Here is a 20,486-nt window from a genome sequence, read left to right on the forward strand (position 1 = left end):
TGATCGCCCTGGTCCTGCACTGCACAGCAAAATGCCCGCACCGGAGCGCGGGCAGGTACTGCGAACCACGACATCTGGGGATGACGCTACACGGCGAAACCGGCTACCACCAGAGAGCAACAGGACATGATCCCGAACATGTCGCGCGGGCCGCCCGGCGGAAGGCCGGGTTGCTGTGCCCACCGGGGCAACCCGGGTGGTGCCGCACGCGTCCACCGGGGCCGAGGGTCACACCTGTGCGGCGAGAAACCGGCGGGCGCCTCGTAGCGTGGTGCGCAGTTTCCGCTGGGTCGCGCGGCTGTCGAGCCGGACATCGAGGGGGCCGGGAAACGCACTCCCGGCGCGCAGGCCGGTGGGCAACCGGGAGGCGTCGATGCCGTCGCGTTCGGCGATGAGAGTGCCGAGTTCATGACGGCTCAGAGCGTCTGCACCTGCAAGGTGGTGAACACCTTGGGCGTCCGTCGGGGCCAGTTCCAGGATGGCCGCAGCCAGGTCGGCGACATGCACCGGGCAGCGGATGTCGTCGGTGAACAGGCAGCCGTCGCGGACGCCTGCAGCGAGTTCATGCACAGTGCGTTCGTGACCGGAATGGCCGGAACGACCGGACCGGCCGTCGCCGATGATCAGCGAGGTACGGGCCACGACGGCTCGCGGGTGTACGAGCAGGACCCCGGTCTCCGCCGCCGCTTTCGCCGCTCCGTACGGGGTGACGGGGTCGGGGAGGCTCAACTCGTCGTAGTGGAACCGGGATCCGGAGAAGACCGCGTCGCTGGAGACATGAACGAGACGGTAGCCATGTCTCGCCGTTGCCATCGCAACGCGGACCGGGCCCTGGGCGGTGACCTCCCAGTCCGCCTGGCCGCTCGACGCGTTGACGACCACTTGGGCGCCGACGTCGGCCACGACCGCGTCCACCTGTTCAGGGTCCCGCACGTCGAGGTGCCGCCAGTGGACTTGGACGGCACGGCCGGGTTCGGTCGCGTAGGTCGCGACCGTCGGTTGCCCGGCTGCCGCCGCCTGTCGGATCAGCTCAGTGCCCAGAAAGCCGCTGCCGCCGATGATCAAGGTCGTCACGAGGTGACACCGCAGACCTACGCGGACCTGCGCAGCAGCCACTGTCCGAACGTCCGGCGTGCGGGCCGCACCACCACGCGGCCGTGCGCCTTCTGGCCGACCAGTTCCACGCGCAGAACGACCGGCGTATCAGGATTCGCGGGCGCCTGACGGTACTTGACCCTGCTGTGCACCAGCTGCAGACCGTCCATGTCGACCACGACGCCCGGCTTCGTGACCAGTGTCAGGGTTTTCCCCGTCATGGCCACATCGATCCGCAGGGTGTCGTGCGTGATCACTGCCTCGGTGAAGTCGAGTGTCACCTCGCAGAAGGTGACCACGAGTTCCAGCCTCCGCGGCACCACCCAGTGCCCCACACGCTCGATCGCGCCGCTGAAGACCTGTTCGATCCGCACGACGTCCTTGGCTTCCACCCCGGTCCCGCCGACCGTGGCCACGGTCGGCGGCAGATCGGCGGTGAGCGTGGCCAGTTCACCCAAGGTCCTTGCGGACAGGGCGACTTCGAGGCGTTCGTCCAACTCGTCCGCGGTCAGCAGGCCGTCTCCCGCCGCGATGCGCAGCACGTCCACCACCCGGTCCCGGTCCGCGTGCGAAGCACGCAGTTCGGGCGACGAACCGGGCCCGGAAGGCTTCCCGGTGGGCGAGATCTCTTCCGACATGCTTCCGTCCTGGTCCGGTCGAACGTCTCCGCGCGACGCGGTCAGCGGCGCGAGAGAAAGACTAGCGCTGTATCGCGACACGCATTCCGACCCGACCTCAAGGAGGACCAACGGAGAAGCAACGAAGGACCAGTGGTCAGCGCCGGTTCGTACGGCACACCGTGTGGGACCCGGGTTCCCCCGCCGGGTCCCACACGGCCTCCTCGCGATCCGGCTACGAGCCCGTCCCGGCCGGTTTCGGCTCGATCCGGAACAGCTCGCCGCCGATCTGGCCGATGAGCCCCCGGCCGTAGAGCATCAGCTCGGGGGCGATCCCGGCCTCCACCGGGCTCTTCGGCACGTCCACCGCGCCGCGCCAGCGCACCGCGCCGCTGTCCAGGTCGAGACCCACCAGATGCCCGGACGGATCGAGGTAGTACGCCACCCTGCTGTCGAGGTCCACCACGGCGGCCGAGGGCAGTTCCCGCATGGTCGGATCGCCCGACTCCTTGCGCAGTTTCAGCCCCAGCGCGTGGGACCAGAGCCGTCGGCCGTCGGCGGCGGAGTACGCGATGACGTCGCCGTTCCTGCCGGTCACCAGGACGACGCCGTCCGCGACCGGGCCCATCGGCAGGCCGTCGACGCGGTGTTGAGACACCTCGCCCGAGCCGAGGTCGACGCGGGTGAGGGTGGCCGGACCCGCGTCACCGAAGAACTTCTGTCCACCGGCCATACCTCCCAGCAGCACGGTGTCCCCGTCCGTGCCGATGTAGGCGGTCGGGCCCTCGACGGTCGCGACCGTCTTCGGCGTGCCGGTCTCCGGGTCCAGCCGGACGACGGTGCTGAGCTGCGGGGCCTTGTCGCTGTCCGGCGAGCACATCAGGTAGGGGACGCCACCGATGGCTGTCCGGTCGCAGTCGGCCTTCTTCCACGAGTACGTCCACAGCGAGTGGCCCGTCCTGTCGTCGAGCGCGACGACGCTCTTGAAGGTCGGGGAGTTGGCGAGGACCCCGCCGTCGAACAGCACGGCGGACGAACGGTTGCGGCTGTCGTCCGCCAACTCGTGCTTCCACAGCACCTGTTGTGCCTTGATGTCGAGGGCGACGAGATCGGTACCGGCCCGGGAAGCCCCCGGCGAGTGGTCGGCGTACGTGTACAGCACGCCGTCCCTGGCTCCGGGAAGCGAGCCCGCCGGGGAGCGGCCACCGTTGACGTCCTGGGCCTTCTGCCGCCAATCGACCTTTCCGGTACGGGCGTCCACGCCGATGCCGTCGAACTCCACCCCACGGCAGTAGACGGCCCCCGTACCCGTGGTGCAGGCGTCCCAGGACGTACCGGGCAACGTGGTCTGCCACAGGAGCCTGCTCTCCTTGCTGACCCGTGTGGAGGGTGGCTGCGGCCCGTCGTCGCCGCCCGCGCCGGTGGCGAGGACCGCGCCGAAGGTGATGCCGGCGACGCCGAGGACAGCGCCGGCGGCCCGCACGAAGGTGCGGCGCCGATGGCGGCGCACGAGGCGGTCGGCGACGCCCGCGGGGGCGCTCGGATCGTCGGGGGTCCACTCGTGCAGGACGTCCCGGATCACGCGGTCGAGCTGGTCGCCGTTCATGTGTGGGCTCCCTTCGGCAGGCTGCGGCCGGGGACGACGGCCGCGGCCCGCTCCGACGTGTCCAGCTCCGGTGCGAGACGGCGCAGCCGGGCCAACGACCGGTGGGTGGTGCTGCGCACCGTGCCCACGGAGCAGCCCAGAGCGGCTGCCACCTCCGTCTCGGACAGGTCCTCGAAATAGCGCAGCACCAGCATCGTGCGCTGCCGCGGGGTCAGCCGGGCGAGCGCCTGGCCCACGGTGATCCGCAGGTCGGCGGCGGACGTCCCGTCGGCGACGCCGAAATCGGCCGGCGGCGTCGCGAACGTCGGCTCGCGATGCGGGCGGCGCAGGCGCCAGCGGCTGATCTGCTGCCGGTACATCACCTTGCGTACGTAGCCCTCCGGGTCCTCGATGTGCCGCCAGCGGCTCAGCGCCTTCATCAGAGCGGTCTGCACCAGGTCCTCGGCCTCGTGCCGGTCGCCGCCGGTCAGCAGGTTCGCCAGGCGCAGCAGAGTGCTCCACCGGCTTTCGACGTAGTCCCGGAATCTCTCGTGGTCCTGCGGATCCATGGGCCCTCCCCTTCCCCAACGCACCCAAGGACGCGCCGACCCCTGACGATCTATGCCTCCCGATTGGAAGTTTCTGCTCCGAGGTCAGGGCTTCAAAGGCGTGACAGCGCTTTCACGGGCCCACCGCAAGCCACTTGGCCATCATTCATTCGATCGAGTGATACGGCGGACAGGCATATCGTTTCTGCGTGCCCACAGCGCCCTACCGTGCGAGTGAGGCGACCTGGACCCCGTGAGCCTGCAGCAACAGATCGGCACGAACTCCGCATTGCCGTGCCGCAGTGTACGGAGACCCGGACGACGTTCATGGTGAGGCCCTCATGCCGCTGCACGATTCCCGCCCACTGCCCACGACAGATCTGCCCGGCGCCCATGCCCGTTGCTTTGCGCGCGGCTGGGCCACGGTGGTCGAACTCCACGGAGAGATCGACGTGTTCACCGTGGACAAGATCGCCGTCGATCTCGACGCCGCGACCGGACAGCCCGTCCCACACGTCATCGTCGATCTGCGGCCGGTGTCCTTCATGGACTCCAGCGGCCTGCACATGCTGAGCCGCGCCCATGATCGTGCCCGCGCCCACAGCGGCGGCATTCGGCTGATCAGCGATCAGCCGCGCATCCGGCACCTGCTGCGGCTCACCGCACTGGACCACATCCCGCTCTCGGCAACCCTCGACGACACGCCCGCCCCCACACCCGTCGTCACGGCCCATCGGTAGCCCGGCCCGCGAAGGCGGCCAGGGCCTACCAGGTGCCGGTCGACGAACTCGTCGGCGCCCCGGCCGATCCAGACCCCCGGGTGCACCTGCCGCCATTCACCCGCAACTGCATGACCGTCATCCCGCTGACGCGCCAGGCCCCCGTTCCGCTGACGTGCCAGGCCCCCGTTGCTTCGGGCCGCGCGCGAGAACGTGGACGAACAGGATCGCCATGACCGCCGCGCCTGCCCACATGGCCTGCTGCCAGCCGTCGACGAAGGACTCCTGGGCGGCCCGGACCAGCCCCTGCGCGTGCGGATCGGTGCCGTCGGCGGCCGTGAGCGCGTTGGTGACGCCCTCACGGGCTCTGTCGGCGGCGGCTTCCGGTACTCCGTCGAGCCGGGAGTCGATGGCGCTGCGGTAGCCGGCGGTCAGGACCGCTCCGAGCAGCGTGACACCGAGCGCGGTGCCGAACTCCCGCGTGACGTCGTTGAGCGCGGACGCGACACCTTGACGTTCGCGGGGCAGGGCGGCCGTGATGGCCTCGGTGGAGGGTGTCATCGTCAGCCCCATACCGACTCCCATGGCGAGCATGCCGGGGAGGATCGAGAGGTAGCCGCCGTCGACGGAGACGAAGGCGGCCATGAGGACCAGTCCCGCTCCGCCCAGGAAGATCCCCGCGGCCATCGTCGAACGGCTGCCGATGCGCGCGGCTGCCCGCGGTGCGAGGCCGGAGGCGACCATCATCAGCAGCGCCATCGGCATGAGCGCCAGGGTGGAGCGAAGACCGGACCAGCCGAGCACCGCCTGGAAGTACGGGAAGAGGACCACGAAGATCCCTGCCTGCACTCCGAAGACCGTCAGGAGCGACAAGGACCCACTCGCGAGACCTCGCTCCCGGAACAGGCGTACGTCGAGGAGTGGAGCCTGTCGCTTCAGCTCCCACGCCACGAATCCGGCCGCTGCGACGGCGCCGACGAGGAGGCTGAGGAGCGTCGCGGGCGCGGTCCAGCCTTGTTGGGGGCCCTCGTGGAGAAAGAGGACGAGCCCGACCACCGCGACCACGGACGTCAGCGAACCGATGCCGTCGAACGCGTGCGGCGACTCCTCGCGCGAGTCCGGGATGGATCGCAGTGCCATGACGACGGCGACGACGACGAGCACGACCGGCAGGACGAAGAGCCACCGCCAGCTGGCCAGGTCGACCAGGACGGCCGACAGGTACATCCCCAGGATGCCTCCCCCGCCGGCGACGCCCGTCCACACGCCGATCGCCTTGGAGCGCTCCTCGTCCGGGAAGGTGGAGGTGATGACGGACAGGGTGACCGGCATGATCATGGCTGCGCCCACGCCGCTCAGGAAGCGCGCGGCGAGCATGATCTCGGCCGACGTGGCGAGGCCGGCCGCCGCACTCGCCACACCGAAGAGGAGCAGGCCCGCGACCAGCATCGGTCTGCGCCCCCACCGGTCGCCCAGCGCGCCGAGCGGCAGGAGCAGCGCGGCCAGAGTGATGGTGTAGAGGTTGATGAACCACAGGACCTCGGCCTGCGAGGCGTCGAACGCGACGGTCAACTCCGGCTGGGCGACGTTCAGTCCGGACACCGAGGCGATGACGGCCATGAGCGCGACGCAGACGCCGACGAGGACGGCCCGCCGTTGTCGTGGGTCCTGGATGGTCGGGTCGGGAGCCTGCGCGCCCGGGGACAGGTTCGTACTCATGGGATTCCTTCTCACGGGACTTCTCTGACGAGGGCAGCGGGACGCGGCGCCGCGGCAGCGGTTCCCGGCGACGTGGGGCGTGGGTCGTGTGATCAGGGAGGTGTGGTCTCGCGCGTGCGATCTGGGGCGGGTGACCAGGAGTGTGTGATCACGCGTGTGTGATCAGGGGCGTCGGGTGGCGCGTACGACGACGTCGTGGAGGGGGACGGCTCGGCCCCCGCGGCCGGTGAGCGTACGAGGACCCTCTTCGGCGGTGACGATCTCCCACTCCCCGCCGTCCAGGCGCGCGGTGATGGCCTCGGCTGTGGCCGACGCCTCGGCAGGATGGTGGTGTCCGTGCCCGGTGGGGCCCGAGGTGTGCAGGTGTCCCACGATGAGCAGCGTGCCGCCGGGGGCCACCCATCCGGCGATGCGGTCGTAGAACTCCAGCTGGGGCATCGCCGGGTGGGCGTAGTGGGTCATGACCAGGTCGAACCGCGTATCCGGGCGCCAGCTGCCCAGATCCGCCTCGACCCACCGCACCCGCTCGGCGGCACCGCTCTCCGCCGCGCGCTCGGCGGCCAGGGCGAGCGCCTCGGACGAGATGTCGGCGGCGGTGACCTGCCAGCCACGGGAGGCGAGCCGGATCGCCTCGGCACCGCTGCCGCACCCCGCGTCCAGGGCCGTGCCCGGTGTCAGGCCGTCGGTCTCACGGGTGAGGTACGGGTTCGGCGGGTTGCCGGCCATGGATCCGGGTCGGTCGGCCGACCCCTGTTGCCAGTGCCGTTCCCAATATTCCTTGTCGAAGTCGAATCCGTGCGTCGCCACTGCGCCCTCCATGTACGTGACCCCTCTGCAGGTGCGTTTCTCGGTCCGAACCTCGGTTCCTGCCTCGGCTCGTGTTTCGGTTCGTGCTTCACAGTGCAGAGGGGTGGGGCCATTCAGCAAACGTCGTTGCCGAATGGCAAAATGGCGGCATGGATGAAGCGATCGACCGCACTCTGGACGCCGTCGGACCGAGGCTGAAGCGTCTTCGGCTGAACAGGGGCGTCACGCTCACCGACCTCGCGACGGAGACCGGCATCTCCACCAGCACCCTGTCCCGGCTGGAGGCGGGGCTGCGGCGCCCCACACTGGAGCAGCTGCTTCCGCTTGCTCGCGCCTACGGGGTCACGATCGACGAGCTGGTCGACGCACCGCCGACGGGCGATCCCCGTATCAATCTGCGTCCCATCCCCTGCGGTGACGGCTCGGTCGTCCTGCCGCTGACCCGCAGGCCCGGGGGCATCCAGGCCTACAAGTTCGTCCTGCCGACCGGAAACGACGACGCCGAACCCGACCTGCGTACCCACGAGGGCTATGACTGGGTCTACGTCCTCAACGGAACGCTCCGCCTCGTCCTCGGGGAGCACGACCTGATCCTCCGGGCCGGGGAGGCCGCGGAGTTCGACACCCGCACCCCGCACTGGTTCGGGGCCACCGACGCCGGTCCCGTCGAGTTCCTGAGCCTCATCGGAAGACAGGGCCAACGCGCACACGTCCGGGCCGCGCCCAAGCAAGTCCCGGCCGAGCGAGCCGAGCCAGTCGAGTGAGTCGATGAGCCGAGTGAGAGGTCAGTCCGAGGTCAGTGGGAGGGCTCGCAGACCGAGGGTCAGGCCAGGCCCGCCGCGATGGCCCGGCGTACGGCGTCGGGGCGGTCCCGGATGCCGGCCTTGGCGAACAGGTTGTTGATGTGGGTCTTGACCGTGGCCTCGCTGATGAAGAGCTTCTCGGCGATGGCCCGGTTCGGCAGGCCCTGGCCGATGAGGGTGAACACCTCGCGCTCGCGTGGAGTCAGGTCCGGCGGAAGTGCCTGGTCCGGGGCCGACGGACGGGCGCGGGCGGTGGCGAGGAGACGGTCCTGGACCTCTCGGTCGAGCACGGACTGTCCCGCGGCGGCGGCGCGGATCGCTCGGATGATGTCCTGGCGCCCCGCGTTCTTCGTGAGATAGCCGCGGGCTCCGGCGCCCAGTGCGGCCAGTATCGATTCGTCGTCGGCGAAGGTGGTGAGCACGACCACGGCGACCTGGGGGTGTTCCTCGCTCAGGCGGCGGGTCGTCTCGATGCCGTCCATCACGGGCATGCGCAGGTCCATCAGGACGACGTCCACCGATGCGGCGGCCACGGCGGCGAGGACTTCGGTGCCGTCCGCCGCGGCGGCGACGACCTCGATGTCCTCGGACATGCCGAGCACCGCGGCAAGGGGCTCGCGGACGGCGGCCTGGTCGTCGGCGACGATCACCTTCAACCGCTGTGTGTCATCCGCCTTCAACCGCTGCGTGTCATCGGTCGGTTCACTCATCCCGGGATCACTGCCTCCACCTGCCAGCCGCCTTGGTCGGGGCCCTCGGTGACGGGGCCCGCGGTAATGGTGCCACCCAGCAGGGCGACGCGCTCACGCATCCCGATCAGCCCCATTCCGCTGCCGACGCCCGCGGTCACCTCGCGGGTCGCGGGCCCGTTGCGGATTCTCAGTGTCGTCGATGCGGCGTCGAACGTCAGCTCCACCCCGGCGTCACCGCCCGGGGCGTGCCGGGCGGCGTTGGTCAGCGCCTCCTGCGCGATGCGCAGCAGGTTCTGGGTGACCTGGGCCGGCAGTTCGCGGACGGTTCCGGTGACGGTGAGGGCATCGCGGTGGCCGGAGGACTCGACCATCGCGCTCAGACTGTCGAGCAGCGGAAGGGAGTCCTCCCGCAGCGCGTGCACGGTCCACTGGGCCTGCTTCAGGCTCTCCTTGACCATGCTGTGTGCCTTGTTGTTCGCCTCGCGGACCTTTTCCAGGTCGCCGGTGTCGATCAGGGCGTCCGCCAGTTCCAACTGCATGTTGATTCCGGCCAGCGAGTGGGCCAGTACGTCGTGGACGTCCCGGGCGATGCGGCCACGTTCGGTGAGTACGGCGGTCCTGGCCTCGGCGCGGGCGGCCCGCTCGGCGGACTCGGCGGACGAGAGCATCGCCTCCATGGCGCGCTGTCTGCTGCGGCTGAGGATTCCTGCCACCACCGGAACGCCGATGGTGAGGCCGACGGTCCAGGGCAGCGCCTCGTGGCCGGGGCCCAGGCGGAAGTACAGGACGCCGCTGCAGAGGAGGCTGGTCAGAGCCGCGAGCGAGAGGGCCTGCTTCAGAGGGAGCCGGTAGCCGATGTGGCCGACGATGAAGTAGGCGAACAGGTAGCCGGAGCCGGTGCGGCTCACTCCGATCAGTGCGGCGGCCGCCAGGACACCCGTGGTCAGCCAGACGAGCGCGACGCGGGGCGGAACCTTGGCGTCGGGAAGGTGCCTCGCCATCAGGGCCACGGAGTTGACCACGAGCAGGGCGGCCACCGCCAGACCACGACCGCCGGTGTCCAGCGGGCGGACGGTCACGAACGAGGCGACGACGACCGACAGGGTGATGGCCCACTGCAGCCGGGGGTCCTGGCGGGGCACGACCCGAGGGCCGGGCTCCCTGTCGGGGGCCGGCCCGGGGTGCGGGGCGCTCACTGATGCGGACACGCCGCGACCATAGCCCACGGTCAGACCGTGTGGTCGAGGGCTGCGGCGGCGGGGCGCGGGCCCACGGAGAGCTGCGGCTCGCGCATCGCCAGACGGCTCCTGACGAAGATCGTCGCCAGCCGGGTGATCACCTCGGTGAGCGCCATCAGCACGAACGCGGCGACCCAGGCCTGGCTGGTGGTGATGTCGTGGGCGAGGCTGAACCGGCCCACGTCGTCGGCGCCGCCGTGGTCGACCCATACCTGGAATCCCATGCGCGCACCCATGCCGAGGACCCACAGGACCGCCGATATGGCGCCCGCCTTGATGAAGAGGTGTCCGTCGGCGCTGCGGATCCGGGTGTAGACGCCGCCTGCGACGCCGAGCGCGGCGCCTGCACCGACCAGCGCTCCGATCAGCACCAGGTCGTTGCCCGCGGAGGGGATGGTGTGCAGGTACTGGGAGGCCACGAAGGCCACGATCCCCAGCGGGATCAGATAGGACTTGAGGCCCAGACGGCCTTCCCGCAGCTGCCGGAAGACAACGAGCACGAGGGCGATATCGGTGATCCAGTCGGTGGTGGTCATGTCCTCAAGACTGGCGTTCCCGGGCCTGGAACGCCTGGACCCACGGGTGGAAGTACGGGTGGAGTTCGGCCCCGGGTCGCCTCCACCCGCGGCCGATCCGGCACGGTCGTCGGGCCGGCCTACCGGCCACCCGTCCGGCCCACCATCGCGCGCCGCCGAGCCGGTCTCTTCCTAGCGTCGACACGATGGCCATTCGGGCCAGTAGGAGGAACTCATGCCACGCCGTGTCACCCTCGCCTGCATAGCCGGTGCCATCGTGTCCGTCGCCTCATTCACCGGTACCGCCCACGCCCAGGACCTCGACTGCCGCAACTTCACCTACCAGGAAGACGCGCAGGCCGTGTACGACCAGGACCCCAGTGACCCGAACCGGCTCGACGAGGACCAGGGCCCGGACGACGGCATCGCCTGCGAAGTTCTGCCCCGCCGTAGCGTCGCCCTCACCACCCCGGCCTCACGTGCCCCCTCCTCCGCCCCCTCCTCGGTCCCCTCCTCCGCGCTGCCCACGCTCGGAGCGCGTGCCGGCGTCGGCGGCGCCTCCGCGTCGCATCCCTCCGGCTGGGACATCGGCATCGGTGCGAGCCTCACCACGGGCGCGGTGCTCGCCGTCGGCCATGTCGCGCTGCACCGCCGCGGGCGACTGCACCGTCTCGCTTCCAGAGGCAGCCGCGACGAGCAGTGACCCCGTGTCCGTCGGCGTCCGGTGCGTCGAGCCGCGTCAGTCGTCCTGTTTCCACGAGCCGATGGGGCGGCCGTCCACGCAGCGCACTCGGAGTTCTGCCTTGCCCGCGGCGCCCTCGAACTTCACGTCGGCGTGTTCGTCGTCGGGGCCGGGGTCGGCGCTCTTCACTCCGTATCCCTGAGCGGGGGCCCACGACAGCAGTCGTACGGTCCCTCCCTGGCATGTTGCGATGGCCGTGCCGCCCGGCGCGGAGAATGTCTTCTGGACCCCGTCCCCGGTGGCGGTGGGAACAGGGGTGGCCGAGGACGTGGGCGTGGACGTGTGCTCCCCGGTGTCAGGAGTCGCGCTCGGTGTCGCCGTGTCCGATCCCCCACCGGGGCCGGTCGACGACGAGGACTGCGCCGCGTCGAGTTGCTGCTCGACCTGTTCCGCGCTGAGCGTCCTGCCGTCGGAGGAGCCGGTGATCCCGTCCCCGATGATCTCGACGGCGGCCAGGCCGGTGAGCGTGGCGGCCACGGCGGCGGCCGTCCAGCCGGCCAGGGCGAGGAAAGTACGGGATGGCATGTGTACGACTATGCCCCGGCCGTCGATAAGGCGGGCACCGGGGAAGCCTAAGGGATGGTTAACAGCGCGGACCTGCCCGACCGCTCGGATAGCGTGCCTGCTGTGGTTCACCTCCTGATAGTCGAAGACGACCCGACGATACGGACGCCGTTGCTCCGCGCCCTGCGCGAGCGCGGTCACGCCGTCGCCGCCGCGCACACCGCGATGGGCGGACTGCAGACAGCGCTGGACGAGCGTCCCGATCTCGTGGTCCTCGACCTCGGCCTGCCCGACCTCGACGGCATCGAACTGCTGCGCATGCTGCGAGCGGTCAGCCCCGTACCGGTGATCATCGCGACGGCCCGGGACGACGAGGCGGAGATCGTCCGGGGGCTGGACGCCGGCGCCGACGACTACGTGGTCAAGCCGTTCACCGCCGCCCAACTGGAGGCACGGATCAGGGCGGTGCTGCGGCGCGGCGCCAACTCCCGGGAACCCGCAGCAGCGACCGTCGTCGGTGAACTGCGCATCGACCCGGGCACGCGCGAGGCGAGCCTCGCCGGAACAGTTCTCGACCTCACACCCCGCGAGTTCGACCTCCTCCACCATCTCGCCGGCCGGGCGGGACAGGTCGTCAGCAAACGGGAACTCCTAACAGAAGTGTGGCGGGTGCCGTACGGAAGCGCCGACAAAACCGTGGACGTACACCTGTCCTGGCTGCGCCGCAAACTCGGCGAGAGTGCGCAGGAACCCCGCTATCTGCACACCGTACGAGGTGTCGGTGTCAGGCTGAGCGCGCCCGCGGACCCGGCATGAGACGCCGGCTGACCCTGCTCGTCGCGGCGACCATGTGCCTGGCGCTCCTCGCGTTCGTCGTACCCCTGGCACTGCTGCTGCGTACGGTCGCGCAGGACCGTGCCACCGTCGCCGCCAACGCGGATGCGCAGAGCCTCGTCTCGCTGGTGGGGACCGCGGACCCGGCGACCCTGCGGACCAGCGTCGAGCACGTGGCCGCCGGGGCCCGGGGGCCGCTCACCGTCTTCCTCGCCGACGGATCGGTCCTGGGCACCCCGGTGGCCAGGACCAGTGCCGTACGCCTCGCCGGCCTGGCCGGGGTCAGCCGGACCGTGGAACGGGCCGACGGACGCGAGATCGTCGTCGCCGTGCTCGGCCGCCCGGACGGCACCGCTGTCATCCGCGCCTTCGTGCCCGCCGCCGAACTGACCCGCGGGGTCACGCAGGCCTGGCTCGTACTCGCCGGTCTGGGCGTCGCGCTCCTGCTGCTGGGGCTGCTCGTGGCCGACCGCCTCAGCCGCGCCCTGGTGAGCCCCATCTCGGATCTGTCCGCCGTGTCCCACCGGCTCGCGCGGGCCGATCTCACGGCCCGCGCCCGCCCCGACGGGCCGCCGGAACTGCGCGAGGTGGCCGGCGCCCTCAACCATCTCGCCGACCGGATCCGGGAGTTGCTGCGCGAGGAACGCGAACAGGTCGCGGATCTCTCCCACCGGCTCCGAGCACCCCTCACCTCCCTGCGGCTGGAGGCGGAATCACTGACCGGGACCGACGCCGCCCGGATCACCGCCCGCGTGGACGCCATGGAACGGGCGGTCACCGGCCTCATCAGCCAGGCCAGGCACCGCCCGGAGGCGGACGCGCACGCGCAGTGCGACGCGGCCTCGGCGCTCCGCGACCGGGTGGCGTTCTGGACCGTACTGGCCGAGGACACCGGGCGGGCCGTCACCCTGGACGTGGCAGCGGAGGACCCCATGCCCGTCGGTGTCCAAGCGGACGAACTCGCCGCCGCCGTGGACGCGTTGCTGGGGAACGTGTTCGCCCACACCCCCGACGGGACCGCCTTCTCCGTCACCCTGTCACCCCGCCCCGGCGGTGGGGCCGTGCTCACGGTGGCCGACGACGGCCCCGGGCTGTCGGCGGACCTGGCCCAGCGGGGCACCAGCCTCGGCGGATCCACCGGCCTGGGCCTGGACATCGCCCGCCGGGCCGCCCAGTCCAGCGGCGGCCGCATGACCCTGACGACCGGCCGGTCGGGCGGCGCCCGCGTGACCCTGGAACTGGGATCCCCCACGCCCCGGCTCTCCCCTCTCCCTCCTTCTCCCCCTCCCTCGTGATCGCCTTAGCGCGCTCTTAGCATTGCCGCAGCGCGGCCCTATCCCGGCCCGCGCGAACCTCTCCTCAACACCAGCAATCACAGGAGGTTCGCCATGAAGCGCGCATCACTCGTCCTGCTCACGTCGGGAGCACTGGTCGCCGCGATCACCGGTACCGCGTTGGCAGGCGGAAGCGACGACGCCTCGCACTCCCGCAGCACGTCGTCGGCCTCGACCTCGGCATCGGCATCGGCCTCACCCGGACCGGCCTCCGACGCACCGAGCGCGTCCCCGTCCCAGTCGGAGTCCGAATCCGAGTCCAAGTCCGGGGCGCCGACCACGGCTCCGACAACGGACGACGACACGACCGGACCGGCCACAGCCACGGCCACCCCCACGCACCCGAACTCGTCGGTGGGCAGCCGACGCGCCGGGGAGATCGCGCTCGCCCACGTGGGCGGCGGAACCATCAGCGAGGTCGAGGCCGAGACGGAACACGGCCGCGCGGTGTGGAGCGTGAAGATCCTCAAGAACGGCAGCCGGTACGAGGTCCATGTCGACCGGGGCAGCGGCGAGATCACGCGGTCACGCACCAAGTCCGACGACGACCACGGTGGCTCCGAGGACGACGGCAGTCACGGGCGCCACGGCCGTCACCACGGCTGATCCTGCGACTGCCGGGTGCCGGCCGCGGCGCTACCTGCGTGAGAGCGTGCGGGTGACGCCGGTGGCGATGGTCGTGGCCGGCACCCGGCCCGCGGCGGTCGACTTCGCAGCGGACCACTGCTGCCGGCCACCCGGGGTGACAGCGTGGCGGAGGTCGACGGGCCCCCGCGCAGTCCGGTCGCCGTATCCGTTGCGGCGCGGTCGCCGGGTCGGTTCAGGCCCGGGCTGTCGCGGTCGCGGTGGCCCGGGCCGGCAGTTCGAGGCCGAGGTTCTCGCGCAGGGTGGTGCCGGTGTAGTCGGGAGCGACGATCTTCCGCTTGCGCAGCTCGTGGAGGAGGCCGTTGACGGCGAAATCGTGCTGCTTCGGATCCGCGAGGCCACTCAGCGAGATCACGTCGAGGACACCTGCCCGGAACCGTTCCTCGACCGCGTCGGCGAGCTGCTCGGGCGTTCCCGCGGCGGCCCAGTGCCCGGTGTCCTGGGCCGCGACGACGAGCTCCCGCAGGGTGTAGCCCTGGCGCGCGTAGCCCGCGAAGATGTCGACGCGGCCTCGGCGGCGGTTCACCGAGGTGAGGTCGGGCAGCAGGCTCTCCGGCAGCTTCGCGTCCAGCGGGATCTCCGACAGGTCGACTCCCCCGCCGAGCATGTCGGCCACCTGGGTACGGCCGCGTTCGAAGTCGATCGACTCCCGCCTCTCACGTACGAGCCGTTGTGCCTCCTCCTCGGTCGAGCCGTAGGTGGCGTGCAACGAGCTGAAGACGAGCGGCAGTCCGCCGGCCCGTCCGAACCGTTCGGCCCGGCTCCGGATCTTTCTGGTGAAGTCCACCGCGATGTCCAGGGTCGGCAGCGAGGTGAACACGATTTCGGCGTACCGGGCGCCCAGTGCCTGACCGGCCTCCGACTGACCGGCCTGCATCTGCACCGGGCGCCGCTGCGGCAGCGGCGGGATGTTCAGCGGGCCCGCCACGGTGAAGAACGGACCCGAGTGGTCGATCGGATGCACCCGGTCGCGGTGCAGCACCGCCTTGCCGTCCGCACCGACGGTCAGCGCCCCGGGTTCCCAGCTGTCCCACAGGGCGTTGACCACCTCCAGGGTCTCCGCGGCGCGCGCGTAACGCTCCTCGGGGCCGGGCAGGTCACCCGGGCCGAAGTTCTCCTCGCCGATGGAGGAGGTGACCAGGTTCCAGGCGGCCCGCCCGTTGCTGACGTGATCGAGGGTGCCGAACAGCCGGGCCAGGTTGTACGGATGGTGGAACGTCGTCGAGACCGTGGCGATCAGGCCGATCCGCGAGGTCACCTGGCTCAGCGCCGAGACGAAGACCAGCGGTTCCTGCGAGCCGATCGGGCCCTGGGCGCCGAAGCTGAGCAGATCGGCGGTGAACAGGGCGTCGATCCGCGCGGCCTCGGCGAGTCTCGCCACACGTACGGCCGTGTCCAGCGTCGAGCGGGTCGGGTCGATCGCCAGGTCGTAGGTCTCGGACGTGCCGCCTGCTCCGGTCACGGTCTTCAGCGTCCTGGGGCGTTCTGCACTCACGAATCGTCCATTCCCACCGGTCCGTGAGCGGTGTCGCCGTCGGTGTCGACGTCCAGGTCGACCCCGACAGCGACACCGGGCCGGCACCGGTGACGTCTGAGGGAGGAGGAATTCCGGCGGCGCGTGTGGGTGTCGTCCGGACCTGCCGGACACACCGGACCGGACGCGACCGGGCGAGGCCGCGGCACCACGCGATACGCACGGACACATGGACGCGCGGAACACGAGGGACATGCGAGGCGCGCGAGGTGGGCGGGGCACACACGGGTTTGCCGGGGAGAGCCGGAACCGAGGTCGGTCGACCGAGGTCAGTTCCGGAAAAAGGGGTCAGCTACAGAGCGCGCCGTGCGTCCGGCACAGGTCCACGTGCCGACGCTTCGTCCAGACCGGCAGCGTCACCGCGCTGCGGACCGGCCTGCCTTGTGACGCGCTCAAGGTGACTCCCGCGCTAGGTGATTGCGCAATGAACGTACGTTGCGGGGGTGCGCCCTTGTCAAGAGCGCACCCCCGCACCCCGGCTCCGCACCGCATCCGCATTCGGACCCGGACCCCGACCCGGACCCGGACCCGGACTGCACACCCTCCGCCGCCCAACTCCCCACGTTGCCAGCACATTTCGCGGAACGATCTTTCCGGGAACCCTCTCCCGCAGCAGTCATCGGATGGCTAGTGTCCAGCCGTCCGCTTGCAATCGACTCGATCAAGGACGCCCGTGCGACTGATGCATCCCGGCAGACACAGACTGCTGGCCATCGGAACGGCCCTCGTGGCGCTGACGGCAACCCCGTCCGCCGTCGCGGCCGACCTGGACCTGTCCACCCCCACCGACAACGTTGCCAGTTCCGGCAGCGCGGCCACCGCCTCAAGGACCGACACCCACGGCAAGGGCCACACCGTCACGCTGCTGACAGGTGATCAGGTCACCGTCACTCCGGGTGGCGCCGGTCCCGACACCGTCTCCGTACAGGGGCCGGACGGTCTGCGTGCCGACGCGCGGATCACCCGGCAGGGCGACGACACGTACGTGTACCCGTCGTCCGCCGACACCTATGTCGGCTCCGGCCTGCTCGATCCCGAACTCTTCAACGTCACCCGCCTGTTGGCCGAGGGGTACGGGGACACCCACGCCGACGGCCTGCCCCTCATCGTCAGTTACGCCTCCGCCGCCCGGCGCAGGTCGGACGCCACGTCGTTGCCCGAAGGGGCCACCGGGGCGCGGGCGTTGAGCAGCATCAACAGCACCGCGCTCGTCCAGGACCGTACCCGGGCCGAAGCCTTCTGGAGCGACCTGACCGCGCCCGAGGCGAAGACGGCGACCACGACCGCGAGCGCCGCCGAAAGCGCCCCGAAGCTGGCCGGCGGCATCCAGAAGGTGTGGCTCGACGGCAAGGTCGAGGCCGAACTCGCGGACAGCACCGCGCAGATCGGCGCGCCCGAGGTCTGGGCGAAGGGCAACACCGGTGCGGGTGTCGACGTCGCCGTCCTGGACACCGGCTACGACAGCGGGCATCCCGACCTGAAGGACGTCGTCGACTCGTCGGAGAGCTTCGTACCCGGCGAGGACGTCACGGACCGCAACGGGCACGGCACCCACGTGGCGTCGACCATCGCCGGCAGCGGAGCCGCCTCGGAGGGCGGCGTCGAGAAGGGGGTCGCGCCGGGCGCGAGGCTGCACGTGGGCAAGGTCCTGAGCGACGCGGGCAACGGTTACGACTCCTGGATCATCAGCGGCATGGAGTGGGCGGCCCGTGACGCCAAGGCGAAGGTCGTGAGCATGAGTCTCGGCTCCAACGGCCCCTCCGACGGCAGTGACCCGATGAGTCAGGCCGTGAACCGTCTCAGCGCCGAGACCGGCACCCTGTTCGCCGTCGCGGCGGGCAACGCCGGACCGTACGACCACACGGTCGCGGCTCCCGGTGCCGCGGACGCCGCGCTCACCGTGGGCGCCGTCGACGCGGACGACACCGTGGCGGAGTTCTCCAGCCGCGGTCCCCGGCTGCGGGACGACGCCCTGAAGCCCGAGATCACCGCGCCGGGGGTGGGCATCCTGGCGGCGCGCTCGCAGTACACGTCGGGCTCCGGCTCGTACACGGCGAAGAGTGGTACGTCCATGGCGACCCCGCATGTGGCCGGTGCCGCCGCGCTGGTCGCCGCGGCGCATCCCGGCTGGACCGGCTCCGAGATCAAGGACGCGCTGGTCAGCAGGTCGAAGGCCACGCCGGACAACCCGGCCGACGCGGGCGGCAACGGCCGGGTCGACACGGTCGCCGCCACCGAGGGAACGCTGTTCGCCACGGGCACGGTGGACGCCGGTATCCACACCACCAGCGAGCCGGGCGAGACCGTCGAGAAGACGGTCAGGTGGCGCAACGACGGCGCCGAGCCGGTCACGGTCGACCTGTCGGTGACCGCCACGGAGACGGCGCCCGCGGGCCTGTTCACCGTCGCCGACAAGCAGCTCGTCGTCCCCGCGGGCGGTTCCGCGTCGACGACCGTGACCACCCATCTCGACCGGGCCGCCACCGAGCAGCGCTACACGGCACAGCTCACCGCCGAGGCCTCGGGCAGGACGCTGACCAGGTCGCTCCTCGGGGTCAGCACGTACGAGGAGCCCTTCCATCTGCGCGTCCAGGTGACCGACCGCGCCGGCGATCCGAGCCCGTCGCTCGTCTTCGTCAACTGGCAGCGGCAGGGCGACGAGTACGCCCAGTCCGCGAACGCGGCCGGCGGCGCGCTCGACGCTCTCGTACGGCCCGGTACGTACACGGTCTGGGTCTGGGCACCGGTCGAGGGAACGCACGGCGAGTCCTCGCGGGGCCTGGCGCTGCTGAGCGCGCCCACCGTGGAGGTGCGCGGCGACACGGACGTCACCCTCGACGGGACGCGTCTGGTGCGGACCCGCGTGGTGACGCCGAAGGCCAGCACGGACAGCGATGTCCGGGTCGACTTCAGCCGCACGTTCGGGGACGACTCGCCTCCGGTCGTCGACTCCTGGACGGTCGGCAGCGGGTACGACAGCCTGTGGGCCCTGCCGACCGTGAGGCCCGCCTCGGGCGAGCTGACCTACACGGCCCGCTGGCGCATGCAGCAGCCCCTCGTCAGCCTGACCTCCGGGAAGCAGGACTTCGACGACCTGTGGGTCCAGCCCGGATCCGCCGACCCGGCCGAGGGCGACCGCACGCTGCGGGCCGTCCACGCCGGTGCCGGTCTGACGGAGGACTACGAAGGGCTGGACGCCCGGGGCAGGATCGCCGTGGTGAACTACCTCCCGGAGGACGAAGAGGACGACGGGGACGAGGAGGGCGACGAGGACCTCACGGCCGGAAAGGCCGCCGCCGCTGCCGCCGACCAGGTGCAGTCCGCGGAGAAGGCCGGTGTCGCGCTGCTGGTGATCGTCAACGACGTCGACGGCAGGCTCCGCGAGCCCGTCCGCAAGACCCCGCTCACCGTCGTGGGCCTGTCCCGCACCGAGGGCACGGCACTGATCGACCGCATCAAGGCGAGCCCGGACGGCTCCGTCGCGATGCGCACGGTCACCCACGCGAAGACGGGCTACCTGTACGACCTCGTGCGCTCCTGGCACGACAAGATCCCCGAGAAGCCGACGTACGCGCCGACCGAACGGCAGCTCGCCCGCGTCGACGTCGACTTCCGGAACGACCCGGCGAAGGAGGTCGACGAGTTCCGCTACGACATCCAGCCCTACCTCGGCGTGAAGATCGGTATGCAGCGGCTGTCCCACTCCGGGGCGCGGCGCACCGACTGGGTGACCCCGGACCGCGAGGTCCGGTGGATGGAGGAGGCGACGACGGCTTTCGCGACGCAGAAGTCCGGCGTGGTCACCTACCCGGCCGGGCGGAGCACGTACGTGCAGTGGTTCGGGCCCGTGCAGCGGCCCCGGGTCAACGTCAGCGAGACCCTGCCGCGGCGCACCGGCGACACCGTCGAGGCGTACGTGCCGGGCTGGGGTGACGGTACGAACGGTCATGTGAGCACCTACGGGACCGGTACGACCTCGCAGCGGACGGAGCTGTACCGGGGCAACACCCTGGTGGCGGGTTCCGACGGCTACTCCGTGGCGGGCGAGGTGCCGGCGGCCAGGGCCGACTACCGTCTGGTGACCACGACGGAGCGCACCGAGGGATTCCCGTACTCGACCTCCACCCGTACCGAGTGGGGCTTCGCGTCGGCGACCCCCAGGAAGGGTGAGAGCGGTCTGCTGCCGCTGGTGCAGCTCGACTACCTGATCCCGACCGCGGCCGACGGAACGGCCGAGCGGACCGCGTCCGTGCTGGTCACGGCCTCGCATGTGCCGGGAGTCTCCGTCGCCGCGACCCGGGTCGACAAGGTCGAGGTGTCGTACGACGACGGGCGGAGCTGGCGGCGGGCCTCGCTGTCCACGTCGTCCAAGGGCGCGCTCACCCATCTCGCCGCTCCGCGGACGGCCGATTTCCTCTCGGTGCGGGTCCACGCGTCCGATGCGCGGGGGAACTCCGTCACGCAGACGGTGATGCGGGCGGTGGGGGTCGGCTGACCGGAGCCGGCCGAGTACGGGGCTACTGCGGCGCCTGATTCCTGGGCGCCGCGGTAGCCC

At 71.0% G+C, this 20,486-nt stretch carries 18 protein-coding genes; 7 read left to right on the forward strand and 11 right to left on the reverse strand.

The window, feature by feature from the left end; genetic code table 11:
- Positions 1 to 228: 228 nt before the first annotated feature.
- The 4 genes from ACFVH5_RS38660 to ACFVH5_RS38675 form a co-directional block, all read right to left on the reverse strand.
- Positions 229 to 1,074 carry an SDR family oxidoreductase gene (locus ACFVH5_RS38660; protein ID WP_385838377.1) on the reverse strand — a complete coding sequence of 282 codons (846 nt, stop codon included), beginning with the start codon at positions 1,072 to 1,074 and terminating at the stop codon, positions 229 to 231.
- 17 nt (positions 1,075 to 1,091) lie between these two features.
- On the reverse strand, positions 1,092 to 1,733 hold the full coding sequence (locus ACFVH5_RS38665) for a DUF1707 domain-containing protein (protein ID WP_385838378.1): 642 nt from the start codon (positions 1,731 to 1,733) through the stop codon (positions 1,092 to 1,094).
- A 214-nt stretch (positions 1,734 to 1,947) separates the two neighbouring features.
- Entirely contained in the window at positions 1,948 to 3,318 is a 1,371-nt protein-coding gene (locus tag ACFVH5_RS38670; protein ID WP_385838380.1) for a PQQ-binding-like beta-propeller repeat protein, read from the reverse strand.
- Entirely contained in the window at positions 3,315 to 3,866 is a 552-nt protein-coding gene (locus ACFVH5_RS38675) for a SigE family RNA polymerase sigma factor (RefSeq protein ID WP_385838381.1), read from the reverse strand. The genes ACFVH5_RS38670 and ACFVH5_RS38675 overlap by 4 nt, the downstream gene beginning before the upstream one ends.
- 320 nt (positions 3,867 to 4,186) lie before the next feature.
- On the opposite strand from ACFVH5_RS38675, the gene ACFVH5_RS38680 reads away from it, so the two are divergent.
- Entirely contained in the window at positions 4,187 to 4,585 is a 399-nt protein-coding gene (locus ACFVH5_RS38680) for an STAS domain-containing protein (RefSeq protein ID WP_385838382.1), read from the forward strand.
- A gap of 117 nt (positions 4,586 to 4,702) precedes the next feature.
- Here the strand turns inward: ACFVH5_RS38680 and ACFVH5_RS38685 are convergent, their stop codons facing one another.
- Together ACFVH5_RS38685 and ACFVH5_RS38690 are read right to left on the reverse strand one after the other, a co-directional pair.
- Positions 4,703 to 6,283, reverse strand: coding sequence for an MFS transporter (locus ACFVH5_RS38685; protein ID WP_385838383.1), 1,581 nt, complete (start codon positions 6,281 to 6,283; stop codon positions 4,703 to 4,705).
- 162 nt (positions 6,284 to 6,445) lie between these two features.
- Positions 6,446 to 7,090: a class I SAM-dependent methyltransferase gene (locus tag ACFVH5_RS38690; RefSeq protein ID WP_385838384.1), complete on the reverse strand. Its 645-nt coding sequence runs from the start codon at positions 7,088 to 7,090 to the stop codon at positions 6,446 to 6,448.
- 149 nt (positions 7,091 to 7,239) lie between these two features.
- Between ACFVH5_RS38690 and ACFVH5_RS38695 the strand changes: the two genes are divergently transcribed.
- Entirely contained in the window at positions 7,240 to 7,854 is a 615-nt protein-coding gene (locus ACFVH5_RS38695; protein ID WP_385838385.1) for a helix-turn-helix domain-containing protein, read from the forward strand.
- Positions 7,855 to 7,913: 59 nt separating this feature from the next.
- Here ACFVH5_RS38695 and ACFVH5_RS38700 read toward each other — a convergent pair whose 3' ends face one another.
- The 3 genes from ACFVH5_RS38700 to ACFVH5_RS38710 all read right to left on the reverse strand — a co-directional run bounded on the left by ACFVH5_RS38700 (position 7,914) and on the right by ACFVH5_RS38710 (position 10,359).
- On the reverse strand, positions 7,914 to 8,603 hold the full coding sequence (locus ACFVH5_RS38700) for a response regulator (protein ID WP_384804149.1): 690 nt from the start codon (positions 8,601 to 8,603) through the stop codon (positions 7,914 to 7,916).
- The gene (locus tag ACFVH5_RS38705; protein ID WP_385838395.1) at positions 8,600 to 9,706 is read right to left on the reverse strand and encodes a sensor histidine kinase; all 1,107 of its coding nucleotides are present in this window, start codon (positions 9,704 to 9,706) and stop codon (positions 8,600 to 8,602) included. Before ACFVH5_RS38705 ends, ACFVH5_RS38700 begins: the two co-directional genes overlap by 4 nt.
- 107 nt (positions 9,707 to 9,813) lie before the next feature.
- The gene (locus ACFVH5_RS38710; RefSeq protein ID WP_385838386.1) at positions 9,814 to 10,359 is read right to left on the reverse strand and encodes a hypothetical protein; all 546 of its coding nucleotides are present in this window, start codon (positions 10,357 to 10,359) and stop codon (positions 9,814 to 9,816) included.
- 214 nt (positions 10,360 to 10,573) lie between these two features.
- On the opposite strand from ACFVH5_RS38710, the gene ACFVH5_RS38715 reads away from it, so the two are divergent.
- Positions 10,574 to 11,041, forward strand: coding sequence for an excalibur calcium-binding protein (locus tag ACFVH5_RS38715; RefSeq protein WP_385838387.1), 468 nt, complete (start codon positions 10,574 to 10,576; stop codon positions 11,039 to 11,041).
- A gap of 36 nt (positions 11,042 to 11,077) precedes the next feature.
- Here the strand turns inward: ACFVH5_RS38715 and ACFVH5_RS38720 are convergent, their stop codons facing one another.
- Positions 11,078 to 11,605, reverse strand: a complete 528-nt coding sequence (locus ACFVH5_RS38720; protein WP_385838388.1) for a hypothetical protein — start codon at positions 11,603 to 11,605, stop codon at positions 11,078 to 11,080.
- Between the two features lie 102 nt (positions 11,606 to 11,707).
- Between ACFVH5_RS38720 and ACFVH5_RS38725 the strand changes: the two genes are divergently transcribed.
- From ACFVH5_RS38725 to ACFVH5_RS38735, 3 genes are all read left to right on the forward strand, one after another.
- Positions 11,708 to 12,400: a response regulator transcription factor gene (locus tag ACFVH5_RS38725; RefSeq protein WP_385838389.1), complete on the forward strand. Its 693-nt coding sequence runs from the start codon at positions 11,708 to 11,710 to the stop codon at positions 12,398 to 12,400.
- The gene (locus ACFVH5_RS38730; protein WP_385838390.1) at positions 12,397 to 13,713 is read left to right on the forward strand and encodes a sensor histidine kinase; all 1,317 of its coding nucleotides are present in this window, start codon (positions 12,397 to 12,399) and stop codon (positions 13,711 to 13,713) included. Before ACFVH5_RS38725 ends, ACFVH5_RS38730 begins: the two co-directional genes overlap by 4 nt.
- Before the next feature lie 93 nt (positions 13,714 to 13,806).
- Positions 13,807 to 14,358 carry a PepSY domain-containing protein gene (locus ACFVH5_RS38735; protein WP_385838391.1) on the forward strand — a complete coding sequence of 184 codons (552 nt, stop codon included), beginning with the start codon at positions 13,807 to 13,809 and terminating at the stop codon, positions 14,356 to 14,358.
- A 214-nt stretch (positions 14,359 to 14,572) separates the two neighbouring features.
- On the opposite strand, the gene ACFVH5_RS38740 is transcribed toward ACFVH5_RS38735, so the two are convergent.
- Complete coding sequence (locus tag ACFVH5_RS38740) at positions 14,573 to 15,892, reverse strand: NtaA/DmoA family FMN-dependent monooxygenase (RefSeq protein ID WP_385838392.1); 1,320 nt, start codon at positions 15,890 to 15,892, stop codon at positions 14,573 to 14,575.
- A gap of 721 nt (positions 15,893 to 16,613) precedes the next feature.
- Between ACFVH5_RS38740 and ACFVH5_RS38745 the strand changes: the two genes are divergently transcribed.
- Positions 16,614 to 20,426 (forward strand): S8 family serine peptidase, encoded by a 3,813-nt coding sequence (locus ACFVH5_RS38745; RefSeq protein ID WP_385838394.1) that lies wholly within the window; start codon positions 16,614 to 16,616, stop codon positions 20,424 to 20,426.
- Positions 20,427 to 20,486 lie beyond the last annotated feature (60 nt).

Origin of the sequence: Streptomyces sp. NPDC127119, assembly GCF_042677425.1 — a bacterium.
GTDB lineage: Bacteria > Actinomycetota > Actinomycetes > Streptomycetales > Streptomycetaceae > Streptomyces.

Coding starts and splice junctions, on each gene's coding strand:
- ACFVH5_RS38665 (WP_385838378.1), bottom strand. CDS start 1,733: ATGTCGGAAGAGATCTCGCCCACCGGGAAGCCTTCCGGGCCCGGTTCG.
- ACFVH5_RS38670 (WP_385838380.1), bottom strand. CDS start 3,318: ATGAACGGCGACCAGCTCGACCGCGTGATCCGGGACGTCCTGCACGAG.
- ACFVH5_RS38675 (WP_385838381.1), bottom strand. CDS start 3,866: ATGGATCCGCAGGACCACGAGAGATTCCGGGACTACGTCGAAAGCCGG.
- ACFVH5_RS38680 (WP_385838382.1), top strand. CDS start 4,187: ATGCCGCTGCACGATTCCCGCCCACTGCCCACGACAGATCTGCCCGGC.
- ACFVH5_RS38685 (WP_385838383.1), bottom strand. CDS start 6,283: ATGAGTACGAACCTGTCCCCGGGCGCGCAGGCTCCCGACCCGACCATC.
- ACFVH5_RS38695 (WP_385838385.1), top strand. CDS start 7,240: ATGGATGAAGCGATCGACCGCACTCTGGACGCCGTCGGACCGAGGCTG.
- ACFVH5_RS38700 (WP_384804149.1), bottom strand. CDS start 8,603: ATGAGTGAACCGACCGATGACACGCAGCGGTTGAAGGCGGATGACACA.
- ACFVH5_RS38710 (WP_385838386.1), bottom strand. CDS start 10,359: ATGACCACCACCGACTGGATCACCGATATCGCCCTCGTGCTCGTTGTC.
- ACFVH5_RS38715 (WP_385838387.1), top strand. CDS start 10,574: ATGCCACGCCGTGTCACCCTCGCCTGCATAGCCGGTGCCATCGTGTCC.
- ACFVH5_RS38720 (WP_385838388.1), bottom strand. CDS start 11,605: ATGCCATCCCGTACTTTCCTCGCCCTGGCCGGCTGGACGGCCGCCGCC.
- ACFVH5_RS38730 (WP_385838390.1), top strand. CDS start 12,397: ATGAGACGCCGGCTGACCCTGCTCGTCGCGGCGACCATGTGCCTGGCG.
- ACFVH5_RS38735 (WP_385838391.1), top strand. CDS start 13,807: ATGAAGCGCGCATCACTCGTCCTGCTCACGTCGGGAGCACTGGTCGCC.
- ACFVH5_RS38745 (WP_385838394.1), top strand. CDS start 16,614: ATGCATCCCGGCAGACACAGACTGCTGGCCATCGGAACGGCCCTCGTG.